The sequence below is a fragment of the Botrimarina mediterranea genome, assembly GCF_007753265.1.
Classification (GTDB): Bacteria; Planctomycetota; Planctomycetia; order Pirellulales; family Lacipirellulaceae; genus Botrimarina; species Botrimarina mediterranea.
The window spans coordinates 4,527,314-4,548,893 of the sequence record NZ_CP036349.1 but is presented as its reverse complement, the minus strand read 5'-3'; the positions used below and the strand labels follow the sequence as shown (position 1 = coordinate 4,548,893).

The 21,580-nt window shown below is 64.8% G+C and carries 18 protein-coding genes and 1 tRNA gene; 1 reads left to right on the top strand and 18 read right to left on the bottom strand.

Features of this window, described 5'->3' with window-relative positions:
- Positions 1-306: 306 nt before the first annotated feature.
- The 17 genes from Spa11_RS17525 to Spa11_RS17445 all read right to left on the bottom strand — a co-directional run bounded on the left by Spa11_RS17525 (position 307) and on the right by Spa11_RS17445 (position 18,070).
- Positions 307-3,372 (bottom strand): type I restriction endonuclease subunit R, encoded by a 3,066-nt coding sequence (locus tag Spa11_RS17525; RefSeq protein ID WP_145114609.1) that lies wholly within the window; start codon positions 3,370-3,372, stop codon positions 307-309.
- A 29-nt stretch (positions 3,373-3,401) separates the two neighbouring features.
- The gene (locus Spa11_RS17520) at positions 3,402-4,541 is read right to left on the bottom strand and encodes a hypothetical protein (protein WP_145114608.1); all 1,140 of its coding nucleotides are present in this window, start codon (positions 4,539-4,541) and stop codon (positions 3,402-3,404) included.
- The gene (locus Spa11_RS17515) at positions 4,541-5,041 is read right to left on the bottom strand and encodes a DUF4365 domain-containing protein (protein ID WP_145114605.1); all 501 of its coding nucleotides are present in this window, start codon (positions 5,039-5,041) and stop codon (positions 4,541-4,543) included. Before Spa11_RS17515 ends, Spa11_RS17520 begins: the two co-directional genes overlap by 1 nt.
- Positions 5,041-6,267, bottom strand: a complete 1,227-nt coding sequence (locus Spa11_RS17510; protein WP_197529485.1) for a restriction endonuclease subunit S — start codon at positions 6,265-6,267, stop codon at positions 5,041-5,043. The genes Spa11_RS17515 and Spa11_RS17510 overlap by 1 nt, the downstream gene beginning before the upstream one ends.
- A gap of 106 nt (positions 6,268-6,373) precedes the next feature.
- The gene (locus tag Spa11_RS17505) at positions 6,374-8,059 is read right to left on the bottom strand and encodes a type I restriction-modification system subunit M (RefSeq protein ID WP_231933014.1); all 1,686 of its coding nucleotides are present in this window, start codon (positions 8,057-8,059) and stop codon (positions 6,374-6,376) included.
- Positions 8,060-8,148: 89 nt separating this feature from the next.
- A complete protein-coding gene (locus Spa11_RS17500; protein WP_145114603.1) occupies positions 8,149-9,264 on the bottom strand; it encodes a hypothetical protein in 1,116 nt (371 codons plus the stop codon).
- 60 nt (positions 9,265-9,324) lie between these two features.
- Positions 9,325-9,612 (bottom strand): DUF1580 domain-containing protein, encoded by a 288-nt coding sequence (locus tag Spa11_RS17495; protein WP_145114602.1) that lies wholly within the window; start codon positions 9,610-9,612, stop codon positions 9,325-9,327.
- A gap of 111 nt (positions 9,613-9,723) precedes the next feature.
- Positions 9,724-10,848, bottom strand: a complete 1,125-nt coding sequence (locus Spa11_RS17490; protein WP_145114600.1) for a hypothetical protein — start codon at positions 10,846-10,848, stop codon at positions 9,724-9,726.
- Positions 10,849-10,946: 98 nt separating this feature from the next.
- Positions 10,947-12,128, bottom strand: coding sequence for a tyrosine-type recombinase/integrase (locus tag Spa11_RS17485; RefSeq protein WP_145114598.1), 1,182 nt, complete (start codon positions 12,126-12,128; stop codon positions 10,947-10,949).
- 123 nt (positions 12,129-12,251) lie between these two features.
- Positions 12,252-12,325: transfer RNA gene (locus tag Spa11_RS17480), tRNA-Val, on the bottom strand.
- 122 nt (positions 12,326-12,447) lie between these two features.
- Positions 12,448-12,849, bottom strand: coding sequence for a Sec-independent protein translocase subunit TatA/TatB (locus Spa11_RS17475; protein WP_145114596.1), 402 nt, complete (start codon positions 12,847-12,849; stop codon positions 12,448-12,450).
- Positions 12,850-12,903: 54 nt separating this feature from the next.
- Positions 12,904-13,125, bottom strand: a complete 222-nt coding sequence (locus Spa11_RS17470; RefSeq protein WP_231933012.1) for a Sec-independent protein translocase subunit TatA/TatB — start codon at positions 13,123-13,125, stop codon at positions 12,904-12,906.
- Positions 13,126-13,233: 108 nt separating this feature from the next.
- Complete coding sequence (locus Spa11_RS17465) at positions 13,234-15,018, bottom strand: prenyltransferase/squalene oxidase repeat-containing protein (RefSeq protein ID WP_145114594.1); 1,785 nt, start codon at positions 15,016-15,018, stop codon at positions 13,234-13,236.
- A 16-nt stretch (positions 15,019-15,034) separates the two neighbouring features.
- Entirely contained in the window at positions 15,035-15,478 is a 444-nt protein-coding gene (locus Spa11_RS17460; protein WP_145114592.1) for an ExbD/TolR family protein, read from the bottom strand.
- Positions 15,479-15,580: 102 nt separating this feature from the next.
- A complete protein-coding gene (locus Spa11_RS17455; protein WP_145114590.1) occupies positions 15,581-16,258 on the bottom strand; it encodes a MotA/TolQ/ExbB proton channel family protein in 678 nt (225 codons plus the stop codon).
- Between the two features lie 105 nt (positions 16,259-16,363).
- Complete coding sequence (locus Spa11_RS17450) at positions 16,364-16,969, bottom strand: hypothetical protein (protein ID WP_231933010.1); 606 nt, start codon at positions 16,967-16,969, stop codon at positions 16,364-16,366.
- A gap of 294 nt (positions 16,970-17,263) precedes the next feature.
- Complete coding sequence (locus Spa11_RS17445) at positions 17,264-18,070, bottom strand: BON domain-containing protein (protein ID WP_197529484.1); 807 nt, start codon at positions 18,068-18,070, stop codon at positions 17,264-17,266.
- 1,084 nt (positions 18,071-19,154) lie between these two features.
- Between Spa11_RS17445 and Spa11_RS17440 the strand changes: the two genes are divergently transcribed.
- Entirely contained in the window at positions 19,155-19,337 is a 183-nt protein-coding gene (locus tag Spa11_RS17440) for a hypothetical protein (protein WP_145114586.1), read from the top strand.
- 93 nt (positions 19,338-19,430) lie between these two features.
- On the opposite strand, the gene Spa11_RS17435 is transcribed toward Spa11_RS17440, so the two are convergent.
- A complete protein-coding gene (locus tag Spa11_RS17435; RefSeq protein ID WP_145114584.1) occupies positions 19,431-21,338 on the bottom strand; it encodes a redoxin family protein in 1,908 nt (635 codons plus the stop codon).
- Positions 21,339-21,580: the final 242 nt, after the last annotated feature.

Here is a 21,580-nt window from a genome sequence, read left to right as displayed (position 1 = left end):
CAGCCCTATATTTCGCAGGTGCTAAAACGCCTGCGCGGCTTTCGACATCCGCAAAAGCCACTTCGGTTACATCATTCGACGCAGTTTGCGGGGCTCTCCCTGACGTCGCCCCAGTTTGGTTGTCGTCGCCAGGGTCGGGGCGGCGGGATGCTCGTAGGCCGGCCCCCCTGGCGTTGCTAGACGCCGCTCCTGGCTTGAGACGCGGATAGGGCGGGTCCGAGACGCCCTTCACCGCCCCTGCCTCGTCTGCTGCTCCTGCTTGGCCGATCTTGCCAGGGAGGACCCATCGACGCCGCTGGCGGCCCCCTACGTCCCCTCCGTCGATAGCTCCGCCTGCCTCAGCACAAGCTGCGTCGCGTCCTCGGAGAGGTCGGGGGGATAGCCGTACTTGGCCAGCAGCCGCCTTACGTTGCGGCGGAGCGTCGCCCGGACGGCCTCCCGTTCGGTCCAGTCGAGCTTGGGCATTTTCTTGACCATCTCCGTTAACTCGCGCGCCATAAATCGAAGGTCGTCCGACTTCATTGCCTCGCGGGCCGAGCCGTTCTCGGCGAGGGCGTCGTAGAAGGCGACCTCCTCGGACGAGAGCCCCAGGTCCTGCCCCTCGGCCTTGGCGTCGCGAATCGTCACCGCCAGGTCGATCAGCTTGGCGATCATCTCCGCCGTATCGATCGCCCGGTTGGTGTACTTGGTGATCGCGTCCTCAAGAGCCTCGCGGAACTGGCGGCTGCGGACCAAGTTCGTGCGCTCGGTCGTGCGGATCTCGTCGGCCAGGAGTTTCTTGAGCGTCTCGAGGGCGAGGTTCTTTTGCTCGAGCGCCGAGATGCGCTTCAGGAAGTCGTCCGAGAGGATGTCGAGCCGGGCGTCCTCGAGCCCCGCGACGGCGAAGAGGTCGATCACCTCGTCGGCGTCTACCGCGCCCCCCACCACCTGCCGTACGGCCGCGTCGATGTCGCGCTGCTTCGAGCGGTCGCCGCCGCGGTCATCGCCGAGTCGCTTGCGGATCATCGCCGCGACTTGCTGGAAGAACCGCAGGTGATCGACGATCGCCTCCGCCTCCTCGCGCGGAACGACCAGCGCATAGGCGGTCGAGAGCTTCTTTAGCTCGCGCTGGTATCGCTTCCAGCCGTCGTCGGCGCCGAAGATATGGTCGATCACCCGCAGAGCGATCGGCAGGAACTGCGAACCCGGGTTGAGGGCCTCCTCGTAACGGCTACCATGCAGGAACTTTTGCAACGTCTCGAAGGCGTCCTTCATCACCGGGACGGCGCGGTCTTGAACCTTCTGGACGGCGTCGCCGGTGCCCCCTTCGCGCGTGTAGGTCTCCAGCGCGTCGGCGAGCTGGTCCACGAGCCCGAGCATATCGACGATCAGGCCGCCCGGCTTGTCGCCGAAGACGCGGTTCACTCGCGCGATCGCTTGCATCAGGTTGTGGCCGGCGAGCGTCTTGTCAAGGTACATCGTATGCGCCGGCGGGCAGTCAAAACCCGTCAGCCACATATCGCAGACGATCGCCAACCGGAACTCGTCGGCCGGGTCCTTGAACCGCGCCGCCAGCGCCTTCCGCGCCGCCTTGGTGCGGCCGTGCTGCGCGAGGGGCGCCTCGTCGCTGGCCATGCCGGTGACGATCACCTTCATCGCGCCGAGCTTGTCGTCGTCGCTGTGCCACTCGGGCCGCAGCTCGCGGATCGCCTCGTAGAGTCGCGCGGCGATCATACGGCTCATCGTCACGAGCATCGCCTTGCCTTCCATCGCGGAGCGGCGGGCCTCCCAGTGCTCGACGACGAACTTCGCCACGTCCTTGATCCGGTCGGGCGCGCCGACCAACTGCTCGAGACGCACCCGCACCGTCCCCGCGGGCTCCGCGCCGCTGGCGTCAGCTTCGGCGAGGTCATCGACGAGCTTCTCGGCGGCGTCCGCCTCGGCGTCGTCAATCTTGAGCTTCACCAGCCGCGATTCGTAATAGAGCGGCTTGGTGGCGCCGTCGAGCACCGCTTGGCGGATGTCGTAAACGTCGGCGTACTCGCCGAAGACGTGGATCGTGTTCTTGTCGTCGCGCTCGAGCGGCGTGCCGGTGAAGCCGACGAACGTCGCGTTCGGCAGCGCGTCGCGCATCCAGCGGGCGCCCCCCTCGACGAATCCGTACTGGCTGCGGTGGGCCTCGTCCGCCATGACGACGATATTCGGCCGCTCGCTGATGGGGTCCTTCCGTTCGGTGAACTTGTGGACCGTCGTAAAGATCACGCCGCCGCTGGCGCGGTCCAGCAGCTCCGCCAGGTGCTCGCGGCTCTCGGCTTGGATGGGCGCCTGCCGCAACAGGTCACGCCCCATCGCGAACGTGCTGAAGAGCTGGTCGTCGAGGTCGTTGCGGTCCGTCACGATGACGACGGTCGGGTTCGCCATCTCCGGCTGACGCACCAGCGCCCCAGCGAGCATCAGCATCGAGAGCGACTTGCCCGAGCCCTGCGTATGCCAGACGACGCCGCCGCGGCCGTCGGCTTGGCCTAGTGGGTTGTCGTCCACCGGCGCGCCGGGCGTCCGCTGCGCGGTGAGCACGCGCTCGCGGGCCTTCCGCACGGCGCGGAACTGGTGATAGCCGGCGATCTTCTTGACGATGTCGCCGCGTTCGTCCTCCTCGAACGTGACGCAACTTGTCAGGTAGTCGAGCAGCCGGTCGGGCGCGAGCAGCTCGCGGCACATCGCGTCGAGAGACGGCTCGCCCCCCGCCTCGGGCCGCCACGGCATGTAACGCGAGGCATTCGCCGTCAACGAGCCGACCCGCGTCAGTAGCCCATCCGACGCGACGCACAGCAGGTTCGCGGCGTAGAGGTCGGGGACCAGCCGCTGGTACTTGCGGAGGCGATCGTCGATCGCCCGGTCGAGCGTCGCTACCGTGTCGGTCGGGTCCTTGAGTTCGACGACGCCGATCGGCAGGCCGTTGAGATAGACCACGAGGTCGGGGCGGACGGATTTGCCGCCGGCGCCGGCGATCGTCAGTTGGCGGACGACAAGCCAGTCGTTAGCCGCTGGGTTGTCGAAATCGATTAGCTGGGCTTTGTCGCCACGGCGTTCGCCGGTCGTCGGGTCGGCGTACTCGACATCGACGCCCCCCGTCAGCAGACCGTGCAGCCAGCGGTTGTTCTCGACGAGCGTCGGGTGCGGTGGCGCGGCGACTACCCGCACGACGCCCTCGACATCGTCGGCGGAGAGCTGCGGGTTGAGCCGCCCGATCGCCGCCACCAGCCGCGGTCGCAGGAGCCAGTCCGTTTGCTGCGTCCGGTCGCCCGCTTCGGATAGATCGACGCCCCTAGCGGCTGAATAGCCGAGGCCGGCGAGGAGTTCGAGCGTATCGTCTTCGACGGCGAATTCGTGCAACGCGGCGACCTATGCACCAGGTTGGGAGTTTACTGCTCGCTCTCTACCGTGATGCTGTGAGGCAGTTCAAGCGAATAGGTCCGTCCAGCTTTGGAGAGAAGACCGGTCGCGCGGAACAGATTGGTGTCGCGGTGAGCATCGATTGCCGCCCTATAGTTATTCCCCGACAGGACCATACTTATACGACGCGTCGCGCCGTCTATGTCGCAGGCGACAACGACCGATCCGGACTCGTTATCAGGTGCTCTGTCTAGCTTCACGACATACCCGCCTACCTGGAAATCTTCTTCCGGCGCTCTCTCACGCAATAGTCTTCCTGCTTCACGGATCACTCTCGCGCGATCGGAACCGAAACCAACGCGACGGATTGGTGTCGCGCCAACAGGACGAGTTGGCGACCAGCTGAACATGAACTCGAGCTGCCGCTGCGAATCGTCCCCCCCCCAAAGGCCAGAGACGGCATCGCAAAGATTCGCACTTACTCCGGACTGCACTGCGCGGTTGAAAGCGTCCATCTCTGAGTAGACGGCTGCCCGCTCAGACGCATTGTCCAACGCAACGAGAGCGGAGGCCAACGTCGTGGTGACACGACGATCAAACGGCTCTTCGGTCTCTTGACTGTCTGGCTCTAGGCTTGGAGTAATTCTGTTGATTACTTTGACGATGTAACTTCCGATTTCGCTTTGCCCAATTCTGATACCTCGGACTTGCTCAACAGCCTCAGCCGGCCGGCGCGAACGCCAAACGGGCTTAGGACTAACTGCCGCGCATGCGGCGGCGAGCACGATATCGCTGGTCCTCTGCGCGACGATTGCATGCTCTTCTATAGGTAGGGAGCCGTCCTCAAAGTCTGGATCAGAAATCCGTACTCGAATTACGTCCGAGCCGACATGTAGCAAGTCAAAAAAGACTTGTTCGCGCTCGCGGCCTTCGCTTACCGCGATTGTCTCGATTAACTCCGCGACTCGGAGCGCATAATCCGCACGATCCGTCGCGCGGGGAACTATCGCTTCGAATTCGTCGTCGCCAATAGTTCGTTGCCAGGCTCGCCACTGTGAATCGGAGCTGGCAGGGCGGGGCGTCTCCTCCCAGCCAGAGAACCGGAGGTATTGCGCAACGTCGAGGGGCCGAACAGTTCGGATTGCGGCTTTTGAGAAGGTGTCGAGCATTACGGAGTACCTCCATTTCCCACGACATCCATGATGGCCAATAGCGAATCCACCGTAAAGGATTGACCGAAGGGAATCGTAACGGATTGCGCCGTCTTATTCGTACTTGTCGGCATTCCGGCGAGATTTAGCCAGTACGCCCCGTGCTTGAGCGGGAGGTGGGCGGTGGCGTATCTCGCCCAGTCGGCAGGGTCGTCCGGAACCAGTACCACTACCAGTATTCGATGAACGGCCAATTGGCCTGAGGGTACCCGAAGGTCGTCGTAATTTTTGAGCTTCAGAGAGAAGCCGAAATCAGTCGTCGGCAACGCCTGCGCAGAACACTTCAGCTGCGCATCGAACCTTGGAGACCGTATCGTCCCTTTACCGCCGGTCCTATGGAAGGTGAGGTCGATACTATCATCATCGACGCTCGGTTCCGAGACCGAGAAACCAGCCGCAGCCGCTAACGATTGGACGTATCCCCGGCTGAACTCTTCTTTTTGCTTATTTGGGTCCATTACGCTGCCTCCTCGTCCGCCGTGGGATTCACCCGCACCTCGCCGCTCAGCAGTTTGGGCAGCAGGTAGTCCCGCAGCTCCGCAAGCTTTCGCGACTCGTCGATTCCCGCTCGCACGCGCGCGAAGAGTGGCTCGACGATCTTGCCGAAAGCCTCGGCGCAACTTCTCGATGGGTTCGCTAGCCGGTAGTGGTCCATTGCTTCCGCCGGTACGCGTTGCCGTCCACTTGTTCCGCTCATATTTTGAACCGCGAAGTCGCGGAACTCATCCGTACGCGCGAGGCAGTAAGCAAAGATCGGAGGGTTTGGATCGAGAGGCCGCAGGACAATGTACTCGGTAGAACCCCACGCTACTTGATCCGGTTCGAGGAAATCGACGTACGCGGTCTTGCCATTCTCTAGGCAAGGCGTGATCCGCGCCACCAGCGTATCGCCGTTGATGAACCGCATTCCTGAACCGAAGGGCCGATCGATCCAATCCGAAGGCGCGTGTCCAGAAGTCGGCATGCCCTTCATGTCGAGATAGGGTGCGACATCCCCCTTGCGTATCGCTCGTTTCGGATTGACCTCGCAAATCGTCGAGAGACGCTCCACTCCCCATCCCTCCGGGATGGGCCCCAGCTCCGAGTCCACCAGCCGGGTCGGCAGCGAGTCGAAGACGGCGGGCGGCATGCCGGGGAAGGACGTGGCGCCGGCCGCCTTGGCGTGGACCGGCTCGAAGTCCACGAACCACGCCCGGAAGATCGCCCGCGCCAACTTCTCCAATCCCTCCGCCGTCCGCCGGTTCTGCTCGATCTTGTCGTCGAGCGCGCCGAGCACGCCAACTATCGCCAGTTGCTCAAAGAAAGGAGGGAGGTTGAGAGGAAGCGTCCGGGCTGCACCAACATTGAAGTGTTGCTGGACTGCCCCTACTAGATGCGACGCAACGTGGTGTTGTGCCGCTGCGTTCACATAGTAGGAAAGAAAGCGAGCATCCAACTCGGAGCCCGGCCGCACGATAACGAGGTCTGAACAATTTGAGTCCGGCAAAGTATCCGGGATGACCGCGCAGGAGCCCGGTTCTCCCGTTCGCACGATTACTACGTCTCCAGGACGCAGCCGAGACTTCTGCAATTCTGCGTGGAAGGATTCAGGAATGAACTTGGTCTCCGATAAGTCAAGCTGAAGTCTCTTTACGTTCTGCGACCTAAGAAATGGAATGCCGATTTCGACATAGCGCGAGGCCATCGAACCAACGTGGCCTACCGTTATTTGATCGGAGACTTCTTCCAGCGTGACTTGACGCCAATCTCTATTCATACCAACGACCTCAGTCGCTCGCGGATCACCACCGTTAGCCGCTCCCCCTCCGCAAAGTGCGTCTCCAACTCCGCCACCAGCCGCGGGTACTTCTCCGCGAACGGCTCGCCGTCGTCCTCGACATCCTCGGCGCCGACGTAACGGCCCGGCGTGAGGACGTGGGCGTGCTTGGCGATGTCGGCGATCGTCGCCGCCTTGCAGAAGCCGGGACGGTCGGCGTACTTCCACTCGCCGTGTTGCTTCTCATCCCACCACTTCGGCGCCGGCTCGCCGCGCCACTGGCGGAATGCGTAGGCGATGCGGCCAATATCGGAGTCGGGCCCCGGGTCGTGCGATCCCTCGAACAGCTCGGCGTCCTCCGCGCCCGATAAGACGCGCAGCGTCCGCGTCTGCATCGCGCCGAGCTTGCGGGCGTCGATGAACAGCGTCTCGCCCTTACGGCCCTTGGCCGGTTCGGGCAGCCGTTGCGCAGGTTGCGGCCCGTCTTGTCGCGTGTCAGGAACCAGAGGCAGACCGGGATGCCGGTCGTGTAGAAGAGCTGTGCGGGAAGGGCGACGATGCAATCGACGAGGTCGGCCTCGACGATGCTGCGGCGGATGTCCCCCTCGCCCCCCGAGTTGCTCGATAGCGAGCCGTTCGCCATCACGAACCCGGCGACGCCCCCGCCTTTCCCGTTAGGGACCGCCAGGTGGTGGACGAAGTGCTGGATCCACGCGTAGTTGGCGTTGCCCACGGGCGGGGCGCCGTACTTCCAGCGGACATCGTCGCGCAAGAGCTGGCCCGACCAGTCGCTGACGTTGAACGGCGGGTTGGCGAGCAGGTAGTCGCACCGCAGGTCGGGGTGCAGGTTGGCGAGGAACGTGTCGGCCGGCTTCTCGCCGAGGTTCGCCTCGATGCCACGCAGCGCGACGTTCATATGGGCGAGGCGCCACGTCGTCGGGTTCGACTCTTGGCCGAAGATCGAGATGTCGGTGCGGCGGCCGCCGTGGGCCTCGACGAACCGCTCGGACTGGACGAACATGCCGCCCGAACCACAGCACGGGTCGTAGACGCGGCCCTCATAGGGCTCGAGCATCTCGACGAGCAGGCGCACCACACAGCGGGGCGTATAGAACTCGCCGCCGAGCTTGCCTTCGGCCTGGGCGAACTTGCCGAGGAAATACTCGTAGACGCGGCCGAGCGTGTCGCGGGCCTTGTCGCGGCCCCCCTTGAAGCCGATGTCGGCGACGAGGTCCACGAGCGACTTGAGCTTGATCGGCTCGATGCCGCGGCGAGCGTAGTCGCGCGGCAGCTTGTTTTTCAGCGAGGGGTTGTCGGCTTCGACGGCGAGCACGGCGTCGTCGATCAGCGTGGCGATCTTGGGGCTGGTGGCTTGCGCTTGCAGCTCTTCCCAACGGGCCGCCTTGGGGACCCAGAAGACATTCTCGGCCGCGTACTCGTCGCGGCTCTCGAGGAGCCCGGCGTGCTGCGCCGCGGGGATGCCGTCGGCGGTGAGCTCGGCGGCCAGCTCGTCACGCCGCGCGGCGAAGGCGTCGCTAATGTACTTGAGGAACAAGAGTCCGAGCACGACGTGCTTGTACTCGGCCGCATCGACCTGCCCGCGGAGCGTATCGGCCGCTTTCCAGAGCTTGTCGGCGTAATCGAGGTCGGTGGGCGTGGCAGGAGCGGCGGCCGCAGCGTTGTCGCCCTTCGCCTTGCGTGTCGTCTTCTTCTTCGCCATCGATTCGGGGTCGGTCCGAGGAGAGGGGCGTCGTGCCGGGCCCGATGATAGCCGCGATCGGGCGCATTTTGGAGCAGGGAGAATCGACCCTACCAGGGCAGCTTCAGCGGCCGCGCCATGTGGGCGATCGCGTAGCGTTCGGCTGCGGCAGGGTTCCAGTCGTAAAGCTGCTCGGCCTTGGTCGGAGAGAATCCCGCCTCCTGCAGAATCTCAAGATGTTTGGCCCGATCGTAGCTCTCCCATTGCTTTTTCGCCTGCTTCTTGCGGTCGTAGTTGAGACCCTCGATCCGGACTTTCCGCGCTTTCAACTTCGAGTCGTTGGGTTCGGGCCACCCTTTGTCGAACGCCTGACCAGGACGCAGCGAGAAGAGCCGGCTGTATAACACGCCTTCGGGACTGTCCCAAAGATCGGAGTGCTCGTGCCAGAACTCGCGATGAGGGCGCCAGTCGTCGATCGTGCAGTCGGCAGCGATCGCGGCCTGCACGGCAGGCTGTGCCTGACGTACCCCAAGTTTCAAAAGAACTTCGACCTCCTCCTCCCAGCCGTTTGCGGGGGAAAGAGGAGGGGATTCTTCAAGGGGTAATGAAGAGGTTAATCCTTTATTAGCTGTCGCATTGTGCGACTCACCTTGTTGCAAACTGCGACGAGGTGAGTCGCATACTGAGAGCCACCCTGATGCATCGTGCGACTCACTTTGCTGCAGATTGCGATCAGGTGGGTCGCAATGTGCGACCCCCACTGTTGCATCCTGCGACTGACTGCCTTGGCCAGACGCCTCCGCCAACTCTTCGACGACATCCCAGCAGACGATCCACCGATTCGCCGTGCGACCGCCGTGCGAGTACCGCGGCTCGATGATGAGCAATCCGAGTTCCTGGGCCAGCTTCGATGCCCGGTGGACCGTCGACCGATCGACGCCAACCCTCTCGCTCATCCACTGGGCGATAGTGCTGACGTAAGCCTCGCAGGGCCCATCCTTCGAGAAAATCGCGATGGCCTTTAGCAGGTTGACCACGGTTGCCCAAGCGCGACGTCCGATTGGTGTGTCGAGGCTCTGCGGATCGATCGCCTCGAGCAGCTTGAACCGCTTACCCTTTAGTTGTTTGCCACCAATATCTCCCGGGTCCGAACGGCGATTCGATTTCTTGTCGAGTGTGTTACAATTCTGGAGCAATGGATTCTCCGCCTCGCCGAAGCGCGCCAACGCTCGGCGGGGCCTTTTTTTTAGGGCGCACCGCCGGCGGCGAGGTCTTGGCTGGGGGGACTAGATGCCGGCGGCCTTTAGGCAGCGCTCGGCGGCGGCGATTTCCGATTCGCGGCGGGGGCTATCAGAGGCGCGGGGCGCGCCAGCATCCTCGGCCGTGGTCGCCTCGATGAACTCGCGGAGCCACTCGCGCGTCGTGTACCGCCGGCCGCCGATCAGGCAGGTCCGTAGGCGGACCCCACGCACACCACGGGTGCGCCAGCGGTGGAGGGTCGCGACGTGAGGCCGGCCGGGGAGCGTGGCCGACGCGGCGGGGAGAGTCAGGTAACCGGAGTTATCCTTCAGCATTGGTTCCTCGCAGGGATGAACGGTTGGATGCGTTCAGTAGTGCGAGGAAGTTTGGCGACGCAGTGTCGTGGGAAACTCTTAGGGAAGTCTTAGGACAGACTTATCTGGCACTTATTCGCCATCAGTGACGCCGGCTTGCTGAGCGGGCCTGATTGATACGTATGGCTGGCGGACTGTGACCGTAAGCGGGATGCGATGCTTCTTGAAGAAGTTGCGAACGGGTGTCGCCCAATTCTGGACGTCCTTGGAATCAACTGGGGCGGCATGATCCCCAAGGACCGGCTCCGCCAGTTGTTCAAACCGGACTCCGTAAGGCATGGCTTCGTACAAGGTCGAGGCGAGCTGGAAGGGCACTCCTTTAAGGTCGTAGAGCAATTGCCCGTTGTGTCGCCAACAGTCTGGCGTGATCGGCCCATCCGCAATCTCGACACAGTCCCGTGCATGAGAATCCATCGCCGGCGGCTGGCCCGATGGCCCAGCCTCCGCGCTGCGGCACGCACGGGCGTCATCGGCAAAATGCTCTGCGTGATAGGCAGCGGAGGCCCAAGCTTTCTGCGTTTCTCCCGGCCAAAGCTCGGTCAAAAAATCGATCGCAGTAGTGGGCGGATCCGACTTCTTGACGCCCCGAAGCGTGAGGAATACCGGCAGATGGTCGAGCAACTGACGCCGCACTTGCGGAATCCATGGGCGCCCGTTCAAGCCATCGAGTTGCAACACAGTGGATTTCGAGAGGCCGTCGAGCGACTGGTCCGCCGCCACCACCAACGAGGGGAGCCGTGCCAGATCCTCCAGTACGGCTGACAGGCATTCGTTGGCCTTGGCAGCCGCGATCGCACCGCGGGACGGCATAACATCATCGGTGAGCTCTGCTGCGTCGGCGGAGAACGGAAAAGCGCGCGGGAGGCAACCATAGGGCAAGGCGTCGTCGAATTCGGTGCGCGCGTATTCCTCGCCGGCGACCGAGTCGTCATCGACGCCTTCCGCTAGGTTGACCGTCGCGAGCAACTCCCGACGGCGGAGCAAGTAATCATGGATATGGACTTCGGGGATCGAGGCGCCTTTGGACCGCCACCACCCGACCAGCCCGCAAATGCGATTCTCCTCGTCGTAGAGAAATGCGTAGCGCTCCGCGATCCGCTCAATCCACGCGGTGTTCTCGGACAGCCCGAGCAGGCATTGTTGCAGCTCATCCAGCTTTTCCGCGACGATCATCGCCGTGCAACTCTCAATAACCATCCCTGCCTCCTGCGTCTTCGTGCTATTCACTCGTCCCCAGTGCGAGGGACTGCGAACGATTAGACAGAAACGCAGTCGCAAAAAAGAAGGCGCCCGGGCTAGCCAATTTTTGCGGCTACCTCGAGCCCCTTGGCGAGGTCCCGCTCGGCGTAAATCTGGGTGACATCGGCCCCAGCATGGCCGAGAACGACCTGGGCGGCCTCGAGGCCGAATTTCGCGCGGACTTCTGTCGCGGCGGCGTGCCGGAGGCGGTTCGGACTCCAACGGGCAACGCCGGCCTTATCGCAAGCGCGATGGATTGCCCGCCGGTAACTTGCGACATGGTAAGTGCTTCCCGGCGACCGTTTGGGCCGAGGCGCCCGGTTGGCGCCCGGCGCGTCCCCTTGATTTGGTGGGGTTACCCGAGCCGCATGTGCCGCCAGCCGGCGCCGTGCCTCGCTGTCTCGAGGCTGGAAACAGCGGCTGTCGGGGTCACGATCGAGGTAACGGTCGAGCAGCTCTTGACCCTGCGGGCCCACGAAAACCCACCGATCCCGGCCGTGATGCTCTGTCTTGTGGCTTTCGGGTCGGTAGATCCAAACCGGTCTCGATCGGTCCAGGTCACAGGGCCGGAGCAGACAGACCTCCGCTGGCCGCATGCCTGTTAAGCGTTGCAGTCTGACCATGTCGGCGACCGTTTCGGGAAGAAATGTCAACGTCTGCTGAACAATCGCGTCGTCAATCGGGAGGACACGTGCTGTCTCACGCGCCGTTGTCCGTCCTCGCTTCAAACCTTCCACGACAGCGAGCGCGTGGTAGGTCGATTCCGTGACCAGTTCCTCGCTGACCGCCCACTTGAACATCCGCTTGATGCGGCCCACGTGGTCGTTGATGTAGTTGCGGCTGTGCCCGTCGGCGATCATCCGGTCACGGAGCGCCTTCAGCCGCAGGGGCCCGAACTGGTCCGCAGGCTCACGGCCGTACCAGTCGTTGAGGTATCGCAGCGTCGCCTTGATTCCCGGGGTGACACCGGTGCTGCGACCGTCCTTCTGGTAGTAGCCGACGGCGAACTCCCAGTACCGCGCAGCGAGTTCGACAATTGTCAAAGCTGACGCGTCGGCGTTGCTTGGCCGCGAGCGGCCGCTTGCCAGCCACTCCGCGACCAGCCGGTCGTACAGAACGCGGCTCGGCTTCGAACCGTAGGGCCCAAGGTAGTGATCGACACCGCAGAGAGTGACGACAGCTTGGCCGCTCGCCTTGTGGCGACGATAGGTCGGCAGCTTACTTACTAGACGTGGCATCGCGGGTCTCCCAAGGATTGAAGCCCCAAAACGGTAGGTACCGTTTTGGCTCTCCGGGAAACGCCGCACTGCCGACCGTCGGCAGGTGTCAGAAACTCAAGACTCGGCAGAAGTTACAGCTAGTGGGCGATACAGAACTCGAATCTGTGACCTCTGCCGTGTGAAGGCAGCGCTCTAACCAACTGAGCTAATCGCCCGCGTGTTCTTGCCAGCCAGAAGCTAGGTCTAGCGGCGAGCCCCAAATCTTAGCGGGAGGCCCGAATGGTAGCCAGAGCCAAAGGGCCCCGCTAGACGGTTGCGGCCGACCCCCGCTTGGTGCTCAGCCGACATTGGACGGACTGGGCGCCGGACTCGGAGCTGGAGCCTCTTCACGACGATCGACGGCCGCCAGAGCATCTTCTTCACTAACCGCATCGGTCTCTGGTACATGGGAGTCGTAGGCCGAATCGCTGGCGCTGTCGTCGCGGCGAGGGGGGTCTTCGTCGTGGGCAACCTCGGCCGCGTTGGGGAGCCGGCCTTGGGCGCCTTGCACCGGGGCCCGGGCCGCCTCATCCGCCTCGTTCATCGCGCTGCGGAACTCGTGCTGCAGGTCATTCATCCCGCGGCGGAACTCGGTCATGCTCTTGCCCAGCGACCGCGCCACCGTCGGCAGTCGGCTGCCGAACAGCAGGATGGCGACGACGCCGACGATCAGCATCTCGACGGGGTTGAGTCCGAACATGGCTTTGTCTTGACAGCAAGGCAGCGGGGCGACGAACCAGCGCTATCGGCGCCGTTACTTCTGCGGTTCGTTGCTGTGGTCCTCGACCTCTTTCACGCCCTTCTTGAACTCGGTGATGCTCTGACCGAACGCGCGAGCGATTGACGGCAATCGCGTGCCAAAGAGCAGCAGCGCGATCACAAGGACAACGAGAAGCTGGACGGGGCCGATGCCGAACATGGCGGAAAGGGTCGCTGTGCCGTTCGCAGTGACGCCGCGACCGGGAGGGTAAGTCATTGAGCGCTCGGCAGTTAGAGCGCACTCTCTAGTCTACGCCGACGGTCGGGGGCGTCAAATGGCCGGCGGGGCGAACTGCGTTACAGTTCTATGGCGAAATACCAGCCTCTACCGCCGCAAAACGCCCTCTCGTGAGGCGATCCAGGGGTCGCGGCCGATGGTTTCGGCGTCGTAGCGGTAGTAGACCTCCAGGCACATCGCTCCGAGGGCGGTCGCGTAAACCCGGCCGCCATACCCCCCCCAGACGGTGTCGGCGCCCCAGCTGCCCGCCTCGGGGCCCTGGGCGACTTGGCGGGGGAGGACGGCCCGCTGCATGGCGTCGTTCCACTGCCGCCACGATTGCTCGCCAGCGGCGCCCGTCGAGCGGTGGTGGTGGAGAGCGAGCGTCGCATAGTACCAGTAGTAGAGGTTCGGCTTTCCGCCCGGGCACGATCGACACTCCGCCCCGGGCATGTCGGTCAGCAGCCACGCGGCGGCCTCGTTATCGGCCGCGGGCGATCGCCGCGACAAGCCGAGGATCTGCCGGCAGTACATGGCCTCCGCGGTCATGGTGCTGGTCGTGGGCCCGAGCCGCTGGTAGCAAGCGAGCCCGCCTTGATCGCCGCGACGGACCGCCGTGAGAAACTTCTCGCACCCGGCCCAGGTCGTCTCGGGCACGACGACGCCGGCGATCTCGGCCGAACGCAGCGCCATCACGACCCACCCCATCTGGCTCATATCGCCGCGGTCGCCCGGTTGGTAGCGCCAGCCGCCATCGGCGCGATTCTGGGTGCCGACCAGATAGTCGACCGCGGCCTCGACAGCGGGTCGCAGCCGCTCGTCGCCGCTGACGGCCATCGCCTCGGCGAGCGCGAACGTCGCCATCGAGTGGCAGTAGGTCTTGGCGTACAGCGTCGCGTCGCCGGCGAGCGATCCGCTGGGTTCTTGCTTGTCGAGCAGGTACTGCAAGCCGCGCGTGTAAACGTCTCGGTACGGCCCCGCCAGGTGCGTGTGCCCCGCACCGCCCATCGCCAGCAACGCAAGGCCCGAGAGGCCGGTCTCAGCGCCTTCGCCGGCGCGCTTGCGGTCTTGGCCGAGCGTGAAGGTCTCGCGCCCCGCTCCCCAACGCCGGCTATCCCACGAGCCATTTGGCGCCTGCGCGCGAGCGAGCCAATCGACGGCCGCGGCGACGGCGTCGAGCGACTCTTGCGAACCGCCCTGGTCGGCCGAGAGCCGCCGCTTGGCGAGCTCGCCGCGCTGGGCGTAGGCAGAGGGAGCGAGCGAGGAAGGGACGAGAGACGAGGGGCGGGGGACGGGGGTAAGTTCGGGCTGCGGGATCGGTTCAAGCAGTGGCTCCGGCGCAGATTCGACTTGCGATTCAACTTCTCGAGTCGCCGACTCCTGCGGCGATTCCTGTGTCGGCTCCGCGTTCTCTTCTTCAGCCTGAAGCGCCCACGGTTCAACCTCCGGCGGCGCCATCGAGTCCACCTCCGCCAACTCGGGTTGCGGTTCCGCCTTTTGCTCTGAAGGCGCGTCCGCCGCTTGAGGCTTAGCGGGCGAAGGCTCCGCCACAACGACACTCGGAACTTCCGCCGTCTCCTTTGACGCCGTTGGTTCCGCGTCCGCGACCGGCTCAGCGGCGACCGGCTCTACCGCGTCCGCCTTGGGGTCGGGCGCCTCGGTGGTCCGCAGTACGATCCGCACCTTCTGCAGCGGCGCGTCTTCGGCGCCGGGTCGCGGCGGGCCGCCGAGGCGGATGCCCGCCATCGCCGCAAGCAGCAGCAGGTGGGCCGAGATCGACAACGCCCCGTAACGGTGCAGCGGTCGCCGCTTGCCCCACTCGGTGAACGCCGTCGCGGCGCAGCCGCCAGCGGCCAGCAGGGCCAGCGCGGCGAGCAGGGTCGAGAGAGACATCGTGCGTCCTCTCCCGTTAGCGGCGGATCGTTTCTTCGGCCGTGTCTACTGACACGCCCACGTCGGCGATTCCCGCCGCGCGGCACGCGGTGAGGGCGGCGGCGATGTGTTGAAAGTCGCAACGGGCGTCGCCGTGGATTAGCACCGCTGGGCCCGCGTCCGAGGCCGCGCTCTCTTTCGCCAGCGTGAGGTCGGCCTTCAACTCATCAATGGATCGCACCTCGCCATCGAGCGTGATCTCGCCCGCCGCCGTGACGCTCACGACGCGCGGCTCGACCACCGCCGCGACCGACGTCCCTTCCGATCCAACGGTCGGCAACTCGAGCTCGACTGCGCGCTCGACCTCCGCGAACTGGGTCGCCGACATGAAGAAGATCACCAGCAGGAACACAACGTCGATCATCGGCGTCAGGTTCAACGCGAACGGGTCGGCGCCGGTGGCATCGCGTTTGAGAGGCATGCAGAGGGGTTCGGGGCTAAGGGGTTGAGGGGCTAAGGGAGCTGAGGCGAACTGTTTCCCGAGGCCCTAAGCCCCTCAGCCCCTCAACTCCTAACCCCTCCACTAAGCGGCCCGTTTGGTTTTCCGTGGTCTCGCGGTTCCTCGCTCTTCGATCGCTTCGGCCGAGATCAGGTTCACGAGCTCTTGGCCGTGGCGGTCGATCTGGCCAACCAGCGTGTCGATGCGGCCGGTGAGGTGGAGGTAGGCGATCATCGCGGGGATGGCGACGGCGAGGCCCGCGGCGGTGGACATCAGCGCTTCGCTGATGCCGCCGGCGAGCAGCTCGGGCTTGCCCATCGCCGATTCACCGGCGATCGCGTTGAACGATGTCCGCATGCCCCACACCGTGCCCAGCAGGCCGAACAGCGGGCACAGCTGGCTGACGCCACTGATGACGCGGACGTACTTGCGGAGGTCGGCCGCGGCGCGTTCGCCCTCGTCGAGGATCGCTTGCTCGACTTCCACCGCGGGGCGTCCCCAACGGCGCAGGCCCGCCTCGAAGACGTTCGCGATCAGACTCGAGTTCTCTTCACACAAGTCGAGCGCGCCCGACTTATCGACGGCGCCCTCTTCGACCTGAGTGAGGACACAGTGAACGAACCGCTTCGGAACGACACGGCTATGACGCAGCGCCATCAGCCGCTCGATGACGCACAGCACCATGACGACCGAGGCGATGCTGATCGGCACGAGCAGCGGGCCCACGCTGAGCACGGCGTCGAGCAGAGTGGTTTGAGCCATTCACGATTTCCCGTCGTAGCGTCCACGGTTGGCGCCTATTCACGCCGCCGCCGACCGGCGCCACAGGGGCGCGGTCGGCGACGAGCGATTCGATTGTCAGCGACTCTAGTTCAGCGGCGGCAGACACTCGGCGTTATCGACATCGCCAACCATGTGCAGGTGGTTGTGGTCGATGTAGAGCACTTCGCGGGCGTCCTCGTCACGGATGGTGTGAGGCACCGGCCAGCCGACGCGACGCACGTCCTCGTAGTAGACGGTGCACTTGTAGTGGGCGTGGTGCTGTTGAGCCGGGCCGATCATCGGGTAGACACGGACCGGGTCGACGTAGTCGGCGATCTTCTCCTTGACGATCCGCACGTTGTTGCGGTTGCGGACCCAGAGCATCGGGATGCCGCCCTCGATCGGCCGGGCCTTTTCCAAGGCGCGGATGACCTCGTCATCGCTCGGCGGGTCGAGCGCCACGGGCGGTCCGCCCGAGTCGTCGATCGGTCCGAGGATCGGCACGCGGTCGTAGCGTTCGTGCTCCCAATACTTGTCCTCTTCCTTCTTCTGAAGGTAGGGCGAAATCGGGATGGGGACCGCCAGGATGCCCAGACTCGGGCCTCCGCTGACCAGTCCCCAGAAGCATCCGGTGCTCGTCGTTGTAACCGCCGCCACGAGCAGTGCCGCGGTGGCGAGTTGAGGCCGGAGCATCATGCGTTGCCGTGCCATCGAAAAGGACCCTCGTCTGATAGCGAGCGACGTGGGCGCGATCCTGCGCCGCCCGACGCCACGTGATTCGATAGTCTTCTTATCGTGTGAAGCTGGGCGGAACTTGCGGGTTATTCTGAAAATACTGAGTAGTGGGCAGTCAGCAGTCAGCAGTGGTAGCCGTGTCGGCGGAGCCGAAGCCGTTTTGCTGCCCACAACCGACCGCCCACTGCCCCACCACAAAAGCCGCAAGCCCCCGAGGGAAGGTTCCCCCCGAGGGCTTGCGCCAGTTCGTGTAGTAGCCGCCTGCCGTACTCAGTGCGACTCTTGGTGGCTGAAGTCGAGGAACCACCAGCCGTCGTCCCATTCGAGCGTCACCTTCCGCCATCCCAGCGGGACCTGCGGATAGGGATGGAACGGGCCGATGTACGGCCAGGCCGCCGGCGAGTACTGCTGCGGATAGCTGACCGCGGCGTAGTTCGGGTGAGCGGCGTAGCTGGGCCACGCGTAGTTCGGCATGTTGGCCGAGTCGTAGCTCACGCCGCGGGCGCCAGCGGTGCTATAGCCCTGGGGCGCCCCGCCGCCGGCGTAGGCCGCCCCGTACTGGGCGGGCTGAACGCCTTGCTGCATACCCGGATGCGGCATACCCGGCTGCGGCATGCCCTGTTGCGGCATGCCAGCCGTCCGACCCATAGCGAGCGGCATGCCGCGCGACGGGGCCTTGGCCGAGGGCATCGGCTGCGGATTCGGCGGCAACGGCGCCTCTAACGACTCCGGTTCGCCCTGATGGAGCGAGGCCAGCTTCAGCGGCTCGTCCGCTTTCGGCGTGGCCGGCGCCTCGGGCTCGGCGATCTCGAGCTTGTTGACGACGTGGGAGATGCCCTCCACCTCGCTAGCGAGCTGTTCGGCAATCGCCGACTGCTCGGCGCTGGTGACCGAGCCCATAAGCCAGGCCACCCCGTCCTCGAACTTCACGCCAACGCGATAGTTCTTGAGCTGGCCGCTCTCACGCAACGTCTGCGCGACTTGGCTGGCCATCTGTTCGGCGGCGGGCGATGCTGCCCCGGCCGACGCCGGCCAGAGCAGGGCCGCCCCCGCGGCCGCGACGATCCACTGACGCATCTTACTCCCCCTCTGTGTTTTCATTGTGACAGCTCCGCCAACCGAATCGCTCCCGACTGGGTAGCTCACGATTGCCGGTGACTGGCTGGTGGGTCGGTAGGACCCGGTCGCTCGCCCCCGTCGGGCGTGGCGCCATCATCCCCCGCGGCTGATACAACCGCTCCGGTTGGTACTTTCGGCAGCACCGACGCACGGCGGGGAGTCTTTTTTCGCTTTTACCGAGAAGCTGTGCTGAGAGACGGGGTTGGAAGGCTGCTGGCGCCGCTAAGCCGCAAGCGGCTGCTGGCTGTGGCATGGCGGTTGCTTTGACTGGCCGCGGACCCTGCGCGCCGTGCGCGCGAGGACTGTTCCAGCCACCGCTATCTCTGCTTAAGGAGCTTGATGAACTAGCCCTCCGACCCCATGCCCCGTGCGTCGAAGGCGCTGGCGAAACCTCGCCGCGCCGCGATCGACGTTGACGGCAGACAACCGAACCGTTGCCCCGCAGCAACAAGGCCGAACCCTCGGCGGATCGCACTCCGCCGTTCCGTTCACCTTCGAGCGGCCCGCCCCGAGAGCGTGGCTGACTCGCAACGCAACGCGGGGCAAGCGGCCGTAGCGCCGTTGCCTCACTCTGGGAGCCGTGGCAAGCGCTTCGAGTCGCTACTCCGCCCGCTTGGTGAGCCTCTTTCACCCAGCGGCCGGGTCGCGCGCCGTTTCACCAAAATGGTGAAACGACTCCCTCTTCTTGTGAGTCGCCGTAAAGCCTTACAGACGCCTCGGTTGCGACGAAGTTTCTCGCTGTTGGCGACGAGAATCCGTCAGGACACTCGCTCGAAACAGCTAAGCCGTCGGCGCTTAAGGGCTTTTCACGGCGGTGGTGAGAGTATCGCCGCAGTTCGCCGGTGAGAGGCTCGCTCAAGTCGCCGCCGCGAGATTCTTTTCGCGACGTAATGCCGACCTTTCGCGGTTGCGGCGGGAAGCCGCCCCTGCTGGCACGACGCTTGCTTTCTTATTGGTGTCGTGGCGCCGATTGTGGCCCACGCTCTCTCCACCCGTCGGAAACGCGCTACTGAAAGCTCGTCGCTTACCAGGACTTAACACCATGCAGACCTACGCCAATCACGCCTTCCGTTACGACCACTACGAAGACCGCGCCTCGGACGAGTCGCAAAAGACGGGAGCACGCCGCTCGCAACGCTCCAGCCGCCGCCGCTCGCGCAAGCGAACGACCAGCACCCCCGGCATGACCATCAACGGCCGCCGCGGCCGCCGTTGGGGGTGGTGAAGCAGCGATTCGCGGTTAGCGGTTAGCAGGGTAGGCAATGGACAGGGGCGTGCCGTCCCCTCGTCCCTAGTCCCCCGTCCCTAACCCCGCGCGTCAGCGCACCACTCGCTGCAACTCGGCTTCGAGTTCGCCCGCCGTCAGGCTGCGGTTCACGACGCGGCCTTGGGTATCGACCAGCATCATCAGCGGCAGGTTGATAACGCCGAGCGATGTCGCACGCTCGCCGTCGAGGCCCTCGGCGTCGTAGAGGTGTTCCCAACCGTTCTTGTTAGCGGCGAGGAACTGCTTCGCAACCGCCGGGTCGCTATCGAGATTGACGCCGATCGCGTCGAACTTGCCGCGGTACTTCTTCCGCAGCGCCTCGATCTGCGCGAAGTCCGATTGCGGACCGCTCCACGTCGTCCAGTAGTGGACCAGCACGAAGCGGCCCTTGAACGGCGCCGCGGCGAGGTTGAGTTGCTTGCCCGAAAGCGTCGGTCCCGAGAGCGGCAACGCCTTGCCGACCGAGTCGAGACGCCGCAACGCGCCCGCGGCCTTCTGGCCTTGGACGGTGCGTGGGAACTCGGCGGCCGCTTGGCGGTACCACTTCACCGCGACGTCGTTCTCACCGGCGAACTCACCCGCCATGCTGCCCAACTGCAGCAGCGCGTCGGCCGCGTCGGGGCTGGTGGGGTACGCCTTCACAAAGCCCTCGAGCGACGCGATCCAGTTCTGCTGGACCTTGGCGAAGTCGGCCTTGGGGTTCTGATAAGCCAGGCCGTTCTCGGCGGCGATCTGTTGGTAGCGGAAGTGCGCCTCGAGGTCCTTGCCGATCCGCTGCACGCCGGGCGAGCGCGCGATCGAGCCGAGCTTGGCGACGCCGGCGGAGTAGCCGTCGGCTTGCACAGCGGCGCTCAACAGGCCGGCGAGCTGCTTGTACCAAGCGGTCGCCTCATCGGCGCGGTCGGCGCTCTCGGCGAGCTTGAGCAAGAGTTCGACACGGCGGTCGGTGAGCTTCGCCCGGTCGGCGGGCTTCGCGTTCGCCGCTTGTTGGTCGAGCTTGTCTAGATCGGTCATCCACTTCTGCACCTCGTCGCTGGGCGCGCCGACGGTCGCGGCGCCGCCGTTCATCGTTGGCACCGAGAACAGGGCCGCCAGCTCGGGGCTGGTCGCTCCTGTCTGCGGCGATTCAACGAGCCGCCAGCCGTCGCCGACTTGGACCATCGAGCCGAGCAACAGTTGCTCCGGAGCGCCGCCGGCGTCAACGAGCGCCGACGCGTTCTCGTAAACGGTGACGTCCTTCGTCGACCCATCGACCCCTTCGGGGATCACGCCCGGGCGCGGGGCGCCGAAGTCAACGAACTTGCCCTTGGCGTCGATCGCCTTCTGAGTCGTCAAGAACTTCTTGAACTCGCTCGCCGCGCGCTCGCGGCTGGCGGCGAAGCTCTCGGCAAGCGCCTTGCCAAGGCCGAGCGACTTGGCCTCGTCGGCCGTGAGCAGCAGCCGCTCGAAGCGTTCGGCGTCATTGGTCTGCACAGCGAGGAACGCCTCCTCGGCAACTTCCTGCGGCGAGATCCGCTTCCAGTAATCGATCTTGGTGTCTTCGTTATCGTCGATGCCCCAGCGCGAGCCGCCCGTGTGGAACCAGCGGTACTGGTCGGCGCGGTTGTCGAAGTCCGAGTCGATGTCGCGGTAGACTTCCAGGCCGTTCTGGTAGTAGCACCAGGTGTCGACGACGTTGTCGGCGTTGGCGTCGGCGAAGCGGCGGAGCATGCGGCCGGTCCCGTCGCGGACGATCCACGAGGTCCCCTTGCCGTCGCGCTCGGCCTTGATCGTGCAGTTCTTGGCCTCGTCGCCAGCGGGCTTGTCGAACTCGACCCCCTTCTGAATCGGCGACAGAGCGAGCGCCTGCTCGGGAGTCGGCGCCGCGCCCTGACCAAAAGCGGTGGAGCTAGCAGTGACAGCGATCAGGCAGAGGAGGGCGCGTAAGCAAGGCGACATGACGACGAGGTCCTCGTTCATCCGTGGGAGATAGCAAGTCAATCGCGCGGAGTATCGCTATCAGACGCGGCGGCGTACAGAGCGCTTCGGTGTGCTGGTTAACCACAGAGCCACGGAGGACCCGGAGGACGCACAGAGAAGCATCCGAGCCGCGACCGTCAGGGTAGCGACCAAGCGAGCGTCGTCATGTGAAGTCCCTGGCCCCAACGATCGATGTCGAGCAAAGAAAGCCCCGGAGGGGCGAAAGCGCGTAGCCAGGGGCG